12 protein-coding genes are annotated in these 17,173 nt (G+C 52.5%); all 12 read left to right on the plus strand.

From position 1 onward, the window contains the following. Positions 1-143 precede the first annotated feature (143 nt). The 12 genes from AC0YNZ_RS25290 (at position 144) to AC0YNZ_RS25345 (ending at position 17,023) form a co-directional block, all read left to right on the plus strand. Positions 144-977 carry an SDR family NAD(P)-dependent oxidoreductase gene (locus tag AC0YNZ_RS25290; protein WP_475829237.1) on the plus strand — a complete coding sequence of 278 codons (834 nt, stop codon included), beginning with the start codon at positions 144-146 and terminating at the stop codon, positions 975-977. A gap of 24 nt (positions 978-1,001) precedes the next feature. Further along, positions 1,002-2,099 carry a mandelate racemase/muconate lactonizing enzyme family protein gene (locus AC0YNZ_RS25295; protein WP_475829238.1) on the plus strand — a complete coding sequence of 366 codons (1,098 nt, stop codon included), beginning with the start codon at positions 1,002-1,004 and terminating at the stop codon, positions 2,097-2,099. Between the two features lie 24 nt (positions 2,100-2,123). Next, positions 2,124-2,897, plus strand: a complete 774-nt coding sequence (locus tag AC0YNZ_RS25300) for an SDR family NAD(P)-dependent oxidoreductase (protein WP_475829239.1) — start codon at positions 2,124-2,126, stop codon at positions 2,895-2,897. A 31-nt stretch (positions 2,898-2,928) separates the two neighbouring features. Next, the gene (locus AC0YNZ_RS25305; protein ID WP_475829240.1) at positions 2,929-3,843 is read left to right on the plus strand and encodes a fumarylacetoacetate hydrolase family protein; all 915 of its coding nucleotides are present in this window, start codon (positions 2,929-2,931) and stop codon (positions 3,841-3,843) included. Positions 3,844-3,864: 21 nt separating this feature from the next. Beyond that, on the plus strand, positions 3,865-6,192 hold the full coding sequence (locus tag AC0YNZ_RS25310) for a glycoside hydrolase family 95 protein (RefSeq protein WP_475829241.1): 2,328 nt from the start codon (positions 3,865-3,867) through the stop codon (positions 6,190-6,192). Between the two features lie 152 nt (positions 6,193-6,344). Further along, complete coding sequence (locus AC0YNZ_RS25315) at positions 6,345-8,645, plus strand: helix-turn-helix domain-containing protein (protein WP_475829242.1); 2,301 nt, start codon at positions 6,345-6,347, stop codon at positions 8,643-8,645. 93 nt (positions 8,646-8,738) lie between these two features. Continuing rightward, positions 8,739-10,394 carry an extracellular solute-binding protein gene (locus AC0YNZ_RS25320; protein ID WP_475829243.1) on the plus strand — a complete coding sequence of 552 codons (1,656 nt, stop codon included), beginning with the start codon at positions 8,739-8,741 and terminating at the stop codon, positions 10,392-10,394. Positions 10,395-10,454: 60 nt separating this feature from the next. Beyond that, positions 10,455-11,309 (plus strand): hypothetical protein, encoded by an 855-nt coding sequence (locus tag AC0YNZ_RS25325; RefSeq protein ID WP_475829244.1) that lies wholly within the window; start codon positions 10,455-10,457, stop codon positions 11,307-11,309. Between the two features lie 251 nt (positions 11,310-11,560). Further along, positions 11,561-12,508, plus strand: a complete 948-nt coding sequence (locus AC0YNZ_RS25330) for an ABC transporter permease (RefSeq protein WP_475829245.1) — start codon at positions 11,561-11,563, stop codon at positions 12,506-12,508. Positions 12,509-12,529: 21 nt separating this feature from the next. Continuing rightward, entirely contained in the window at positions 12,530-13,438 is a 909-nt protein-coding gene (locus AC0YNZ_RS25335; RefSeq protein WP_475829246.1) for a carbohydrate ABC transporter permease, read from the plus strand. 141 nt (positions 13,439-13,579) lie between these two features. Next, positions 13,580-15,253 carry an extracellular solute-binding protein gene (locus AC0YNZ_RS25340; RefSeq protein ID WP_475829247.1) on the plus strand — a complete coding sequence of 558 codons (1,674 nt, stop codon included), beginning with the start codon at positions 13,580-13,582 and terminating at the stop codon, positions 15,251-15,253. Positions 15,254-15,316: 63 nt separating this feature from the next. Continuing rightward, positions 15,317-17,023 carry a right-handed parallel beta-helix repeat-containing protein gene (locus tag AC0YNZ_RS25345; protein WP_475829248.1) on the plus strand — a complete coding sequence of 569 codons (1,707 nt, stop codon included), beginning with the start codon at positions 15,317-15,319 and terminating at the stop codon, positions 17,021-17,023. Positions 17,024-17,173: the final 150 nt, after the last annotated feature.

Genomic DNA, 17,173 nt, shown 5'->3' on the forward strand with positions numbered 1-17,173 from the left:
TCTGTCTTGTCATAGTAAGAAAGTTAGCGGATTAATCGTCAACTTAATGGATGTGTGATCAAATACGAATCTCTATATCGATGATACAATAACTAAAATATTAGGGAAAGATCATTCGATATAATTGCGGATAAATTAACAACATGAATCCAGTATTTAAGCAGGCTAACGACTTTAGGCAAAAGGAGGAATGTCCCCTGAGATTTTTAGATAAGGTTGTGCTCATAACAGGCGGCGGCTCTGGAATCGGCGAGGTAAGCGCGCGGTTGTTCGCAGCCGAAGGCGCACGCGTTGTGATCGCGGATTGGAACGGGTCGGAAGGGCAGCGCGCAGCTGACGAGCTGTGTGAACAATACGCAATTGTGAAAGGGCTTCCACGGGCAGTCGCGGTTCAGACGGATGTATCGCAGGAGAAGTCTGTGGCAGCGCTCATCGATAAAACGTTTCAAACATTCGGCCGGCTTGACGTGCTGTTCAATAACGCTGCGGTCATATTGCCGAAGCCGCTCGAAGAGATCGACGAGCAGGCATTTGATCATGTGCTTGCGGTGAATGTGAAGGGCGTGTATCTGACGATTAAGCACGCGGTTCCGCTTTTGCGGCAGGCTAAGGGGGCTATTGTTAATATGGCTTCGCTTAACGGGCTTGTGGGTCAAAGAAAAAATCCGATTTACGCCGCCTCTAAGGGAGCCGTCATTGCGATGTCCAAATCACTTGCGCTGGACTATGCCGCGGACGGAATAAGAGTCAACTGCGTATGCCCGGCCGGTGTGATGACACCTTTATTGGAAGAATGGACGCGGCAGCAAGCCGATCCTGCGGAAGCGGTTCAGGCACTGGGTGCGATGCATCCGCTTGGCCGTCCGGCAACCTCTGCAGAAGTGGCGCAAGCCGTTTTGTACTTGGCTTCGGAGCAAGCCGCCTTTATTACCGGAGTAGCACTGCCTGTTGAAGGCGGCGCATCGCTCGGCTATTAAACGAAAGTTAAGGGAGAGCTAACGATGAAAATTACAAAAGTTGAAACGTTTGTGTTACACGTACCGATCGATCCGCCTATTACCGATGCGATTAATGCGGCTACGCATTGGGGATTGTCAGGCGTTCGTATTTTTACAGATGAGGGATATGTGGGATACGGCTACACCGGAACCTGCGCCCACGGTGATGATATGATCGTCGATACGATCGACCGTTATTATGCCCCTGAGCTGATTGGCAAGGACCCGTTCATGGTTAAGGAAATTTGGGACAATCTGCGCTACGGCAAAATGCATTGGATCGGCCGGGCAGGCATTACGCATATGGCGCTTGCCGCCGTTGACATTGCATTATGGGATATTATGGCGAAGGCGTCCAACAAGCCGCTGTGGCAGTATCTCGGCGGACATAAATCGAAGGGCATCAAAGCTTATAACACGAATGGCGGTTGGCTGAACTGGTCGAAGGAGCGGCTCTTGAAGGATGTAACGGACATCGTTGAGCAGGGCTTTACGGGCGTGAAAATTAAGGTCGGCAAGTCTGATCCGCATGAGGATTACGATCGGGTGAAGGCCGTCCGCAAAGCGATCGGCGATCAAGTGATCTTTATGATCGACGTCAATCAGCAATGGAATATTAATACGGCGATGACCTGGGGCAAGAAGCTGGAGGAATTCGATTTATTTTGGCTGGAGGAGCCGCTTAATCCCGATGACATCCTGGGGCATAAGAAGCTGGCCGATGCGCTGAACGTTCCGATCGCGCTCGGCGAGCATGTGTATTCGAAATATGCGTTTCGCGATTACATTCACCAAGGGGCTATCGGGTACTGCCAGGTCGATGTTACGCGGGTGGCGGGCATTACGGAGTGGCTGCAGGTCGCGGGGCTGGCAGCCTCGTATGACATCCCGGTTTGCCCGCATGTAGGCGATATGGGGCAAATTCACCAGCACTTGGTGGCTGCTGCGCCAGGGGCGATCATGCTTGAATATATACCTTGGATTAGAACGATCTTTGTCGAGCCTGCAACCGTCAAGAACGGACAGTATGTGCTTCCGGAGCTGCCGGGCGCTTCCACTGAAATTATCCCTAAATACTTTAATGAGTTTCGCGTTAGATAGCAAGCGAAAGAGAGGAGCCTGCCGATGAGACTGCAGGGTAAGATCGCGCTCCTGACGGGAGCCGGTTCGGGAATAGGGAAAACGACGGCCGAGCTGTTTGCCAGGGAGGGCGCGGCCGTAGTCGTAAATGACATTGATGAACGAAAGGGGCAGGAGACGGCGCGGAGCATTCAAGCTGCGGGAGGAAGCGCTATGTTTCTCCATGCCGATGTGACGGACTCGGATTCGGTCCAAGCGATGGTTCGAGAAGCGGTCAACGTCTACGGTAAAATCGATATTTTGTTCAATAACGCCGGAATCAGCGGGGTAGGCGCGATTCATGAAATCGAGCCAGAGGCATGGGACCGCGTCATTCAAGTCAATCTTCGCGGCGTATTCCTGCCCTCGAAGCATGTGCTTCCTTATATGATGGAGCGCAAGGCCGGCAATATCATCAACATGTCCTCCTGTATCGCAGAGATCGGCCTCGCCCGCCGTGCCTCCTATTCGGCTGCGAAGGGCGCCGTGCTGGCGCTGACCAAATCGATGCAGGTCGACTACGCGAAGTATAATATCCGCGTCAATGCGGTGCTGCCGGGCACGATCATGACGCCGTTCGTTGAGCAATATTTGCAAAGATCGTACGAGGATCCCGCAGCGGCGATCGCGGCTATCAAGACAAGACAGCTAAGCGGGGAGTTAGGCAGACCGGAGGATGTCGCGAATGCGGTGCTGTTTCTGGCATCGGACGAATCCGCCTTTATGATGGGCTCTCCTCTGTATATAGACGGCGGCGTCGTATTCGGCAAGGATGCTTAATTTACAAATAGCGAGAGGATGACATGATAGCATGAAGCTGGTAACCATTGAAAAGGACGGACAATTTAGGCTTGGGGTAAAGCGGAATGACCGGATAATCGATATACAATCGGCGCTGGCGCAATTGCCGGATGCGGACGTACCGGTTGATGTGATGGCTGTAATCGAGGGCGGGCAGAAGAGCGTGGAAACGATAGCCGCTTATTTGGAGCGCTTCTTCCGATCCGTCCGGGACGCTGAAACTTTGCTGATTCCTGAGGCAGATATTTCATTTGGGCCATGCGTGACAAGGCCGAACAAGATGATCTGTGTGGGCTTGAACTATAGGCAGCATGCGGTTGAGACAAATGCGCAAATTCCGCAGTATCCGATTTTGTTCAATAAGTTCAACAATACGCTTACGGGACACAGGAAGGATGTTGCCCTGCCGGAGCGCGTGACCTCTCAAGTCGATTATGAGGCGGAGCTGGTCATCGTCATCGGAAAAACGGCTAAATATGTGAGCAAGGAAGAGGCGCCGCAGCATGTATTCGGTTACTGCAGCGTCAATGATCTGTCGGCGCGCGATCTCCAGATGAGAACCCAGCAATGGCTTCTTGGCAAAAGCTGCGACGGTTTCAGCCCGCTCGGCCCTTATCTGGTAACGGCGGACGAGATTGCCGATCCGAATGATTTGGAAATCAAATGCGCGGTGAACGGGGAAATCCGCCAGCATTCGAACACCTCTGATATGATTTTCCCGTGCGATGAGATCGTCAGCTATATTTCGCAGCATATGACGCTTGTTCCGGGCGATATCATTTTGACGGGAACGCCGGAAGGCGTTGTGCTCGGATATCCGGAGGAGAAGCGGGTGTACTTAAAGGACGGCGACGTGGTAACGGTCGAGATCGAGAATTTAGGAAGTCTAACCAATCGTATGGTAAGCGAGGCTTACTTTAAATAATAGATAAGGGATGGGGACAACATGGATCATTTGAAGCTTTGGTACACTGAGCCCGCATCGGACTGGACACAGGGGCTGCCGGTCGGGAACGGAAGAATAGGCGCCGTTATTTACGGAGGAATAGAAAACGAAACGTGGTGTTTGACGGAGGTTACTTACTGGTCGGGCCAAACAGAGCGAATTAAAGGGCAGCCTGACAGCAGAGCCAAGCTGGAGCAAATGAGAGAGCGTTTCTTCAGCGGCGATTACAAGGAAGGCGACAGGCTTGCCAAGCAATGGCTGGAACCTGAGAAACAAAACTTCGGAACGAATCTCTCGTTGTGCGATGCGATTCTGCGTTTCGATAGTCAAGGAGAAGAACTGGTACGTGAGCTTAATCTGGATACGGCTGTCGCGAAGGTTGCTTATCAAAGCCTGAATCACGCGATTACGCGTGAGACGTTCGCCACGCATGAGGCAGGCATCGTCATATCGCGAATCGGAGGCGGGCAAGCGGGCAGCCTTTCGTTCTCGCTTCGCCTGGAGGGGCGGACAGATCAATTTACGACGTTCCTGCGGGACAGCGATACGTTCGTTTTTCAAGGCCAAGCAACGGAAGATATTCACAGTGACGGAACATGCGGCGTATGTTGCCAAGGCGAGATCAAGATCGTCATTCGGGGCGGTGCGTTCCACAGCTCGGCAGATCAGCTCGTAGTCAAGGGCGCGGATGAGGCTTTTATCTATTTTGCGGTCAATACGAATTATGGAAAGCCGGATCAGAAGTGGATCAACGAGAGCCGCGGACAGGTCGAAGCCGCTATCGCGAAAGGCTATGAGCGCCTAAAAGAGGAGCATATCGCCGATTATCGGTCCCTTTATGACAGGGTCAGTATCGACTTAGGTTATACAAGCCGCGACGTGCTTCCGACGGACGAGAGAATGAAGCGGTTCCGGGCTGGCCAGACCGACGATCCGGGACTGATTGCATTATTCTATCAATACGGCCGATACTTAACGATTGCCGGCTCACGCGAGGATTCGCCTCTGCCGCTGCATCTGCAGGGCATCTGGAATGACGGCGAAGCGAACCGCATGGCGTGGAGCTGCGATTATCATCTTGATATTAATACACAAATGAATTATTACCCGACGGAAATTAGCAATTTGGCGGAATGCCATGTTCCGTTGATGAACTATATTGAACAGCTGTCGGTTGCGGGCAGACTGGCGGCGCAGGACCTCTACGGCTGCGAAGGCTGGGTCGCGCATGTGTTCTCCAATGCATGGGGATTTGCGGCGCCGGGCTGGGGAACCTCATGGGGGCTCAATGTAACGGGCGGCCTAATGATCGCCCTGCATATGAAGGAGCATTACGATTACGGGTTGGACCGCGGTTTCCTGGCGGGTCAGGCGTACCCGGTCCTGAAGGAGGCGGCGCTCTTCTTCCTCGGCTACATGGCTGTTCACCCGCGCCAAGGCTGGCTCGTAACGGGACCTTCCAATTCGCCGGAAAACAGCTTCTATCCGGGCGATCCGAAGGACGGAGCGCAGCAGCTGTCGATGGGACCGACGATGGATCAGATGCTGGTACGGGATTTGTTCGTCTTCTGTCTGGAAGCGGCCGAACTGCTTCAAGCGGATCCAGAGCTTCAAGAGAAGCTGCGGCACGCGATATCGCTGCTGCCGCCACTTATGATTGGCAGAAAAGGGCAGCTGCAGGAATGGCTGGAGGATTATGAGGAGGCGCAGCCGGAGCACCGTCATCTGGCGCATCTGGTCGGCATCTATCCGGGGAATCAGATTACGCCGGGAGCGACGCCGGAGCTGAGCGAGGCGGTTCGCACGACCTTGTACAACCGGATGCAGACCGATGACCTCGAGGATATCGAATTTACGGCTGCTTTATTCGCGGCAGGTTTCTCGAGGCTGCATGACGGGAACCAAGCGGTGAAGCACATCGCTCATTTGATCGGCGACCTCTGCTTCGATAATTTGCTGTCGTATTCCAAACCGGGAGTCGCCGGGGCGGAGACGAATATTTTCGTCATTGACGGCAACTTCGGCGCAGCAGCGGCCATCGCGGATATGCTTCTGCAGAGCCACGCCGGTGAGATTCATCTGCTTCCCGCGCTGCCGGACGTTTGGCCGGCAGGCTCGTTTAAGGGCTTGCGGGCCAAAGGAAATGCCGAGGTGGATGCAGCTTGGGAGAACGGCGCTCTGACCGGAGCGACAATCAGAGCTTTCTCGGCCGGACGCACGTCCGTGCGCTTCGGAGAGCGGACGGTTCCTCTTGAATTAGAGCCCGGTCGTGTATACACGATCGATCAACATCTTACCGTCACGGAAGAACAGACGGTAAGCCAATAACGAAACGAAGAAGGCAACTGCGAATCTATGGATTGGCAGTTGTCTTTTCGCATCAATCGGTTATTATAAACAAACAAGCTATATGCCATAAAGAGAGAGAGAGAGCATTACGCGCTAAATGAAAGCGCTTTATATGTGAGAAGGGGGTCAACATGCCGAAGCATTCTACCATATTTCGCAAATTTCTTATTTCTTATCTCATCATTCTGGTCATACCTAGTATTGCCGGCTTCGTTTCATACCGCACGTCTATTAATGTGACGCAATCCGTTTCCATTGAGAACGGCGTCACGCAGCTGGAGCGGAGCAAAGAGATTTTGGAGAGAAGAATGGCCGAGGTTGAGGGCTTCACCAGACAGCTGGCCCTGAACCCGGATTTGAATAGGCTTATGAATGAGAAGAAGAAAGACGGGCAGGTGAATGTATACGGCATTTGGAATTTGATGAAGCAGGTGATGCCTTTCAGTCAGACGAATGATTTTTTGCAAAACTATTTTATCTATTTAAATAACTATGACGTGATCATCTCACAGGGCTACGCTTATTTCCGGCCGGAGCATTATTATCAGAATTTCCGGTATAACGACCTGACATTAGAGGAATGGAAGACAACGGTGCTGGAGCAAACCCATCGGAGTGAGATTAAACCGCTCAGCGCTTTTATCAATAAAACAAAGCAAACCTCTGTCATCACATATATGCAGTCGCTTCCGTTAGACAGCTTCAGCGGCTCGTCGCCGGCTACCGTCGCTGTGATCATTGATGAAGAGAACGTGTCCAATCTGCTGTCCGGTCTTGAGGAGCGCTACGGCGGCTGGGCTCATATTAGCGACGCGCAGGGAAACACCGTCAGCCTGCAGGGAATTAGCGAGGAGGAGGTTCATAAGCTGGCGGCGAATGAAAGCTTCGATCCGGCGAAGGTCAGCCAGTTCTACAATGATGATCTTGTCATTACGATCCATTCGGACAAGAACGGCTGGGTGTACCAGGCAGGAATCCCGAGGCATGTCCTGATGGAGAATGCGAATCAAATCAAATATATTACCTGGCTCGTGACCGGCATCGCGCTGCTGCTCGGCTTACTGGCCGGCTTGCTGCTCTCTTACCGGAACAGCGCGCCGATCAATCGTCTGCTCAGCGTCATGAAGGATAATTTCGGCAAAGACGGCATTACGGGAAGGAACGAATACGACTTCCTCCAAGGAAATATTTCCAGCATCATCACCAGCAACCGGCAGCTCGAGAATGAACTGAACCGGCAGCTTCCGCTTGTCAGGGATGGCTTCCTGAAACGGCTGATTGCGGGAGAATTCCAGACGGGAGATGAAATTGCCGCGGCTGCCGTCCAAGCGGATATGCGGTTTCATTCCCACCGGGGATTTGTAGGGATTGTGCAAATCAACGGTTACTCCGGCATGGACAGCGTTGAAATTCTGAACGAACTTTATGCCGCCAGATTGATCGTGAAGCAAATGCTGGCCGAGCAGGACGGCAGCCTCCATATGACGGATCTCGGCTCGGACCGCATCGTGACGATCTTCCAGACGAGTGAAGATGAAGCGGATTCCGAGGCGGAGCGGGAGAAAATCAAGCAAACGCTGGATCAACTTATGCACATTGCTTACCGCGATTACAAAATGATTTTGACCGCCGCCTTCGGGGAAGCGTATACGGCAATCTTCGAGGTCAGCCATTCCTACGAGCAGGCGAAACAGACGATGGATTATGCGGAATATAACAGCAAGCAGAACATTGCGTGGTTTAGCGACTCCAGGCTGGAGACGGCGACTTACTACTATCCGCTTGATATGGAGCAGCGTCTTATCAGTACGATACGCGCGGGCGATCAGGATGAGGCGAGGCGGATGGTGATGACCGTCATGGAGAAAAATACGGAAAATCAGCAGTTATCGATCGAGATGAAGCAGCAGCTTGTCGGGGAGCTGAAGGGTACGCTGCTGAAGCTGCTCGACCAGAAGGCTTTCCTGGAATCGGAGCTGCTCCATACGCTGAAAAATCAGATTATCGGCGTTCAAGCCTCGAATCCGATCGCGGCCATTCAGGATGACATCCTTGCGATTGCCGATGCGTTATGCGGCGTAATTAACAGGAAGAAAAGTCATGCCCATATCCAAATCGTCGAGGAAATGAAGCGTTTTATCGCAGAGTCCTACGGGGATGCGGAGTTGACGCTGTACCGGATCGCGGAGAAGGTGGAGCGGCCAGAGAAATACATTTCTCAATTATTTAAGGAAGTGACGGATACGAACTTATCCGACTATTTGGAGACGGTCCGGATCAACCAGGCCTCTGAACTGTTGAAAACAAACGCATACACGGTAGACGAAATCGCCGAACGTGTCGGATATAACAGCGCGCATTCCTTCCGCAGAGCATTCAAGCGGGTAATGGGCGTAGCGCCGAGCTCATACCGGCAATCCATCAAGATATGAGGCACCGGCCGCGAGAGCAGCTGTGGCCCCGGTTGCGCTGCTGTTGCGAATGCGGATGTTGGTGCCGCGGTTGACGTAAGGGAGAGAATGACAATGAAGAAGAGCATCGCAAGCTTAATTATGCTGATTATCGTCAGCGGTCTGCTGCTGGCAGCATGCGCAAATACGAACGGAGATGCGGATTCTCACGGGAAGAACGATGCGGAAGGAGCCGCCGCGCCGCTTGAAATCAGCGTATTTGCCCAGCAGGAGATGGGCATCGACCTGGAGACGAATTCCTTCACGAAGCTGATGGAGGATAGGTTTAACGTCAAGTTTAATTGGGAAATCAATTCGGGGGAAGGCGCCAAGGAGCAGCGGCAAATCTCGCTTGCCGGCGGCGATTATCCGGATGCATACTGGTTAACGGCTTATATCGACCAGTTCTCGCAGGCGGACCTGTTGAAATATGGCAAGCAGGGGGTGATCCTTCCGCTAAATGGGCTTATCGATCAATATGCGCCCAATATTAAAGCGGCAATGGAGAGCAATCCCGCATTAAAAGCGCTAAATACGGCACCTGACGGACAAATTTACGGCCTTGGCGCGTATACGGAATGCTTTCATTGCTCTTATCCGAATAAAATGTGGATCAATACGAAGTGGCTGGATGAGCTCGGACTGGAACTGCCGAAGACGACCGTGGAGTTCAAGCAGGTGCTTGAAGCGTTTAAGAACAACGACCCGAATGGCAACGGCATACCGGATGAAGTGGCGCTGAGCGGCTCAACGGAGGACTTTGGCGTCCGGATTGTTCCTTATTTGATGAACGGCTTCATCTATCACGATGACAGCAGCTATCTCCGTATGTCGGCTGGGAAAGTCGATACGGTCGTCAATAAGCCGGAATGGAAGGAAGGGCTTGCTTATATCAAGTCGCTTTACGATGAGGGCTTAATTGATCCGGGCGCATTCACCCAAAATGCGGAAATGCTCAAACGAATCGGTGATAATGCCGATGAGGTGCTATTAGGCGCGGCGGCAGGCATGCATCCCGATATTTTCGTTGATGCGAGAACGGCTGATTACGCGCCGCTCCCGCCGCTGGAAGGGCCATATGCCGCTTATGCGACGCATGACGGAAGCGGGATTAGTCCGGGCGCGAAGTTTGCCATCACGAACAAAGCGAGCAAAGAAAAGCAAATCGCGTTAATCCGGATGGTGGATTACATGTATACGCCGGACGGGCAAACGATCTCGCAATCGGGCATTGAGGGCACAGGCTGGAGAAAGCCTGAAGCGGGCGAAATGGCGCTTGGCGAAGGCGTCGAGCCGAAGTATACGTTCATTCCGAATGAGGAAGGATCGTATGGGTCGAATTCCGGCTGGAGCGGGATGGCGCATTTCTATATGCCGAGGGAGTATCGCGACAGCTGGGTCGCATCGAAGGATATTTACTCGGATACCGGCTACGAGCGCAGGCTTTATGAGGCAACGGAGCTCTACAAGGGCCATGAGCCGGCGGAGCTCTTTCCGTTCTGGGCGGTTTGGATCGCTCCCGAGGAGGCGGACGAGGCCGGCATGCTGCAGACGAACCTCAAAAACTATATCGATCAAAGCACGCTGCAGTTTATAACGGGCAATCTGGATTTGAATAAGGACTGGGACAGCTACGTCCAGGGGCTGAAGCATCTGCAGATCGGTCGTTATGTGGAAATCATGCAGCGGGCGTATGACAATGAGACCGGTCTCGCAGTCAATAACCGATAGGAAACGGAAGCTTAAAATAACAGAACAGTGGAATAATAAGGGAAGAAAGGAGAGGTGAAAATGAGTGAAGCACTGCTGTCAGAGATAAGGCAGTTCACAGCCATGCTTGAGCAAAAGGAGGCTGAGGCCGTATATACGGTCCCCGATGCGGATATCCATGCCGTGAAAAAAGCTAAATCGCTCGAAAAGCTGCTGCACGAAATATTTATGCAGGTTAGCGGAAGCGGCGGAATGGGTCTCAGCTCCATCATCCGCAGAGAGTTCGGCATAAGAGGGGAGCTGATGGATCACTTCGAGCAGTGGTTGCCCTACAGCAAGGAGCAGTTCGAGGATGAGCTTCATGATGCGATTGACCGAGCGGACATTCGGGCGGGGAACCAGGGAGTGTTCTTCGCAGGGACGCCTAGCAAGAAGGAAGCCGCCGAAGCGCTTCAGCTTCTGAAGGACATCGCGCATGCTGCGGTGAGCTGCCAGTTTCATGCCAAGCGCGCAGAGCCGGAGCGGTATATCACCATTCTGGAAAAGCTCCTGCAGTTCTATGCCCTGCCGAATACATACCCTGAAGGAAACGCCGTTCAATACCGGAATCTCATCTCAGCCGACCGGCTGTACGCAATGGCAGGCGGCGACGATCGCATTGCGGATGCGTTAAAGGTTTATGCCAAAGAGTGGTATCAGCAATCACAGCATGCCTTCCTGGAGAGCATGGAAGGATATCTTTCCTATGATTTCGTCCGCCACTTCTTGTACGCTCTGACGAACGAGCAGCTGGAGCGGCTGCGCGGCGAATATATCCGGCATATCGAAGAGGAATTTGCAAAGCTAAAGGCCAAACCGGATTTGCACCGCGCCAGAAATTTGCAATCGATGCTGGAAACCGTGTTAAGTTGGACGCTGCACGTCCTTATCACATAAATAGTAGAACAAGTTTGAAATCCCGGCCGCTTCAAAGCGGTCGGGATTTTTGCCGTTCCCGGGACCGTACGCGGAAAAATGTACGTTTTGCAAGGAATTGCCCCCTACAAAAGGGGGGATCTGTACGGTAAACGACCCAAATGTACCTTCCTGAAGGGTGCGGAATTCCACTATCATCAGGTTGTGGAAAGCGCTAACAAACATCGGCAACTAGTTGTTCAGGGGGGATTGTTCTGGAAAAAGAACTTGTAATGAATCAGAAATTATTGGGGCAAAAGAGCAAGTGGAATTATTTGAGCGAAGCGAAAAGCAGCCTGAAAAAACATTGGCAGCTGTACCTGATTGTCATTCCGCCAATATTGTTTTTCATCATCTTCAAATACTACCCGATGATTAATGCGGTGCTGGCCTTTAAAGACTACAACGTCATTAAAGGAATTTGGGGAAGCCCGTGGGTCGGGTTTAAGTATTTTAGAATGTTTGTCGAGAATCCAATTTTCTGGACACTCGTCAAAAACACGCTGTTTCTGAGCTTCTATCAGCTGCTGGCGGGCTTTCCGATTCCGATTCTGCTGGCTCTTATGCTGAACGAGATCCGAAACGGCCGTTTCAAGCGGTTCATTCAGCTGGTCACGTTCGCCCCGTATTTTATTTCCACTGTCGTTATGGTGTCCATGATTATGCTGTTTTTGGCGCCACGGCTTGGTTTTGTTAATATCGCGCTCCAATACTTCGGTTTTGAGCCGGTTAACTTCCTGGGCGAGCCGGACATGTTCCGTTCGATTTATGTATGGTCGGACATTTGGCAAACGGCCGGATACGCAGCGGTTATCTATCTTGCGGCTCTCGCCGGCATAGATCCGACACTGTACGAGGCTGCCAAAGTGGACGGAGCGTCGCGCTTTCAGAAAATCTGGCATGTCGATTTGCCCGGGATCCTTCCGACTGTCACCATCATCCTGATTCTGAACGTAGGCAACATCATGTCGATCGGCTTCGAGAAAATTTATCTGCTGCAAAACTCGCTGAACCTGCCATCGTCAGAGGTTATCGCCACTTACGTGTACAGCATGGGCCTGCTGAATGCAAACTACAGCTTCGCTACGGCAGTCGGCTTGCTCAATTCCGTAATCAATCTCATCCTTCTGGTTGCGGTGAACAGCTTCGCGAAACGAATATCGAATAACAGCATCTGGTAAGTAAGATAGGGGGAATTGTATATGGCTATTTCATCGACGGTACCCAAAAGCAAAATACGGGAGTCGGCCGGCGACAGAATTTTAATTTTTGCGATCTACGTGATTTTGAGCCTCGTGCTCATTGCCGTTTTGTATCCGCTTATCTACATTGTCAGCAGCTCGATCAGCAGTCCGGCAGCTGTCGTATCCGGAAAGGTTTGGCTTTGGCCGGTAGACATTTCGTTTCAGGGCTTTCAAACGATATTGAAAACGCCGCTTATCATGACCGGTTACGGAAATTCCTTGTTCTACATGTCGGCTGGAACGGTCATCAGCGTAACGCTGACGGTTATGCTGGCTTATCCGCTTTCAAGAAAAACGTTTTTTGGCCAAAAGGGCATCTTGATGCTGGTCATGTTTACGATGCTGTTCAGCGGTGGACTCATTCCGACTTATCTTGTCGTTAAGGAAATGGGAATGATCGATTCCCGTCTGGCTTTGCTCATTCCGAACGCGATCTGGGTATGGCAGGTTATCATTGCGCGCTCCTTCTTCCAATCCACGATTCCAAGCGAGCTGGTCGAGGCGAGCGAAATCGACGGGTGCAGCGACTGGCGTTTTCTCGGCAGCGTCGTGCTCCCGTTGTCGAAGCCGATTTTGGCCGTGCTTACCCTGATGTACGCAGTTGGACAATGGAATTCGTATTTCGATGCGCTTATTTATTTGAAATCCGATAATCTATTTCCGCTGCAGCTTGTGCTGAGGAGCATCATCATTCAGAACAACAGCGCGGGAGCCATGGATCTGAGCGTACAGATAGAAAGGGCTCAGCTGGCGGAGCTGCTCAAATATGCGCTGATCGTCGTGGCTACGCTGCCGGTTCTGATCATCTATCCGTTCGTGCAGCGCTATTTCGTTCAAGGCATGCTAGTCGGCTCTGTCAAAGGCTGATCGCATCGGCGGTTCCGGGTATGCGGAAAAAGGAGGTGGGGGCTATGTAAGCGTTTGTGAAGGAAGTTCAATTTGTTATGCGGTAAGCCTAAAGCAAGCAGCTGCACAATAACTGTTAAATGCAAAGGGGAGCAAAATAAAATGAAAAAGTTTAGCTGGAGTTTGATGTCGCTCATTCTCGTGCTGGTCATGGTACTTTCAGCTTGCTCGAGTGATAATGGAAAATCCGGTTCGGAAAATGCGACCCCGGAGGGCAGCGAGTCCGGATCGGCAGCGGATACACCATCGAAACCGGTGGATATCAGCGTGTTTGCTGTACAGGAGCAGGGCATAGATCTGCCGACCAACAAGTACACGAAGCATGTAGAGGACATGTTCAATATTAAATTTAATTTCGATTTGGTTCCCTCGGACGGCGCGAAAGAGAAACGCCAGATTTCCCTCGCGAGCGGAGATTATCCGGATGCGTATATTCTGACTCATTATATCGATCAGTTTTCGCAAGCCGATTTATTGAAATTCGGAAAGCAGGGCGTCATCGTTCCGTTGAACGATCTTATTGATAAGTATGCGCCGAACATCAAAGCCGCCATGGAGTCCAATTCGGATCTGAAGACGCTGAATACGGCTCCGGATGGCAATATCTACGGTCTGGTGGCTTATACGCAGTGCTTCCACTGCTCTTATCCGAGCAAAATGTGGATCAACACAGAATGGCTGGATAAATTGAATCTCGAAATGCCGAAAACGCCGGAGGAATTCAAAAATGTCCTGAAAGCGTTTAAAACGCAGGACCCGAACGGTAACGGCAAGCCGGACGAAGTGGCGCTGAGCGGTTCGACGGAAGAATTCGGCGTGCGCGTCCTTCCATTCCTTATGAACGGCTTCGTATACAACGACGACAGAAACTATTTGAACATGACAAGCGGCAAGGTTGAATCCGCGGCAATCAAACCGGAATGGAAAGAGGGTCTCGCTTACGTCAAGTCGCTGTACGACGAAGGGTTGATCGATCCGGGCGCGTTTACGCAAAACGCAGAGGCGTTCAAGAAAATCGGCGAGAATGCGGATGCTGAAATTTTGGGTGCCGGCGCAGGCATGCATCCGGCAATCTTCATTGATCTGGCTGGTCCGCGTTCTGCGGAATATAATCCGGTGCCTCCGCTTCAAGGGCCGAACGGTGCATTCGCTACGCACGACAACGGCGGCGTTTCTCCAGGCGGGAAATTCGTCATCACGAACAAAGCAAGCGAAGAGGCACAGATCGCTCTAATCAAGCTTGCGGACTATATGTATACGGCGGAAGGCCAAACCAACGCAGGATCCGGCATGAAGGGCATCGATTGGGAAGATCCGGCGCCTGGCGACAAAGCTCTCGGTGAGGGCGTTGAGCCTAAGGTGAAAACGATTCCGGGCACCCCGGGCGAAAAGCCGCGGAACGCAGGCTGGTCCGGTATGGGTCACTTCTATATGCCGAAGGAGTATCGGGACAGCTGGGTACAAGGAACGGACATTTACGACTCGGCCAACTACGAGCGCAGGCTTTACGAAGCGACACTGCTGTACGAAGGCAGCGAACCGAAGGAGCTGTTCCCGATCTGGTCGATCTGGGTAGATCCGGCGCAAAGCGACGAGATGAGCATGCTGCAAACGAACATCCGCAATTATATCGAGCAAAGCTCGCTTCAATTCGTAACGGGCAACAAGGATTTGGACAAAGACTGGGATAGTTACGTTCAAGGCTTGAAAAACCTGAAGCTCGACCGCTACCTTGAAATTTTACAATCTGCTTATGACGCGTCGTTGCAATCTTAAAAAGATATAACCGATTTCGGGCGCTTCCTAAGAAGCGTCCGAATTCTTATGGAGGTGAACAGAATGAACATTCCGCATACCGCAATCAGTTTAAACGATTTCGGGGGCAGGCCGAACTCGGGGGAAGACACAGCAGAAGCCATGCGCAGGGCGATCGAAGAAGCGGGCAGAATTGCCGGTCCGGTTGTTCTGACATGCGAGCGGGGACGGTACGATTTCTATCCTGAGCACGCGGCAAAGGCGAAATACTATATTTCCAATACGGCCAGCGAGGATGAAAACCCTGATGTGACGAAAACAATCGGCATTTTTCTGCAAGGAATGAGGAACGTGACCCTCGATGGTAATGGATCGTTATTTATGTTCCACGGAAAACAGACGATGATCGTTGTCGACGGCTGCGAGGAGGTGGTCATACGCAACCTTCGTTTGGATTTCGAGCAGCCAACCGTTGCGGAGATGACGGTGGAGGGAATAGGAGCCGGCTTCCTTGACGCAGCTGTCCATAGGGACAGCCGTTACGAGGTGGAGAACGGAGCACTGACGTGGGTGGGAGATGGCTGGCGCTTCCGGGACGGCCCGATGCAGGAGTACGATCCGCTGACCAATACGACCTGGAGGATCGACAACGCCGTGGCCGCGGCCGCCCGCGTGGAGGAGAGGGGCCCTGGAAGGTTGAGGCTGTTCTTTGATGCCGGCCGCATGCCATCGACGGCCGTCGGGCGCGTCTTCCAAGCAAGGGACGGCATCCGGGATCAGGTCGGAGCGCTTGTCATCAATAGCCGCAAGGTCGAATGGAGCGACATGGGTGTACATTTCATGCATGGCCTAGGTCTCGTGTGCCAATTTAGTAGGGATGTGTCCTTCGAGCGCATGGAGCTGGCTCCCCGTCCGGATACCGGCCGCACCGTCGCGGCTTTTGCCGATTGCATTCATGTGTCGGGCTGCCGGGGGCTTATCCGGGTGGCGGATAGCCGGTTTGCCGGCGCCCACGACGATGTTATTAACGTGCATGGCACTTATTTGCGCGTAGTGGGACAGCCTTCTGCGGACGAGTTGCTCCTCCGGTTTATGCATCCGCAAAGCTACGGGTTTTCTGCGTTTTTTCCAGGGGATCACATTGAATTCGTTCGTTCCGAATCGCTTTCCGCATACGTGGATGCCGTCGTTGTCGAGGCAGCGCTCGTCGAACCGCGAGTCATACGGATTAAGCTGGACAGGAACGTGCCCGGGCAATTGCGCGGCGGCGATGTCGTGGAGAATGTGACATGGACGCCTGAGGTGGAGATTGTAAATAACCGGATGGCCCGCATCCCGACCCGCGGAGTTTTGGTGACGACCCGCAGAAGAGCGCTAATCGAGGGAAACCGGTTCGAGCGGATGACCATGAGCGCGGTGCTGGTTGCAGGCGATGCCAGCAGCTGGTACGAGTCCGGCATAGTGGATAACCTGACCATTCGAGGCAATACGTTCATCGAATGCGGAGGCGCGGATAGCGCAGTTATCTCCATTTCTCCGGAGAATACGGTTTTGGAGGAAAAGCACTATGTTCATGCCCATATCGTAATCGAGGGTAACCGGTTCGAGATGCGGGACGCTCCCGTGCTGGAAGCAAACAGCACGGAGCATTTGAAATTCACGGACAACCTGATCGTTCTCCCTGGTAAGTTCCAGGATGCTGGAGCGGGGATCCGGCTGACAGCCTGCGATGATGTGTCCGTAACCCATAACCGCTATGACAGCGGGAATTCAGGTGATGACAAGAAGTGACCGGTTTCATGTGAATCGAAAGCACGGCCCGGTTGCTTGAGCGTTTTCCGTTCCATTCAGCAAAAGGTACGCTGAAGCGGGGATTGTCCCCCTCAAAAAGGGGGAAATGTACGTAAAACGGTACAAATGTACCTATAAGAACTATGGGAA

The sequence above is a fragment of the Paenibacillus sp. J2L1-98 genome, assembly GCF_056269405.1.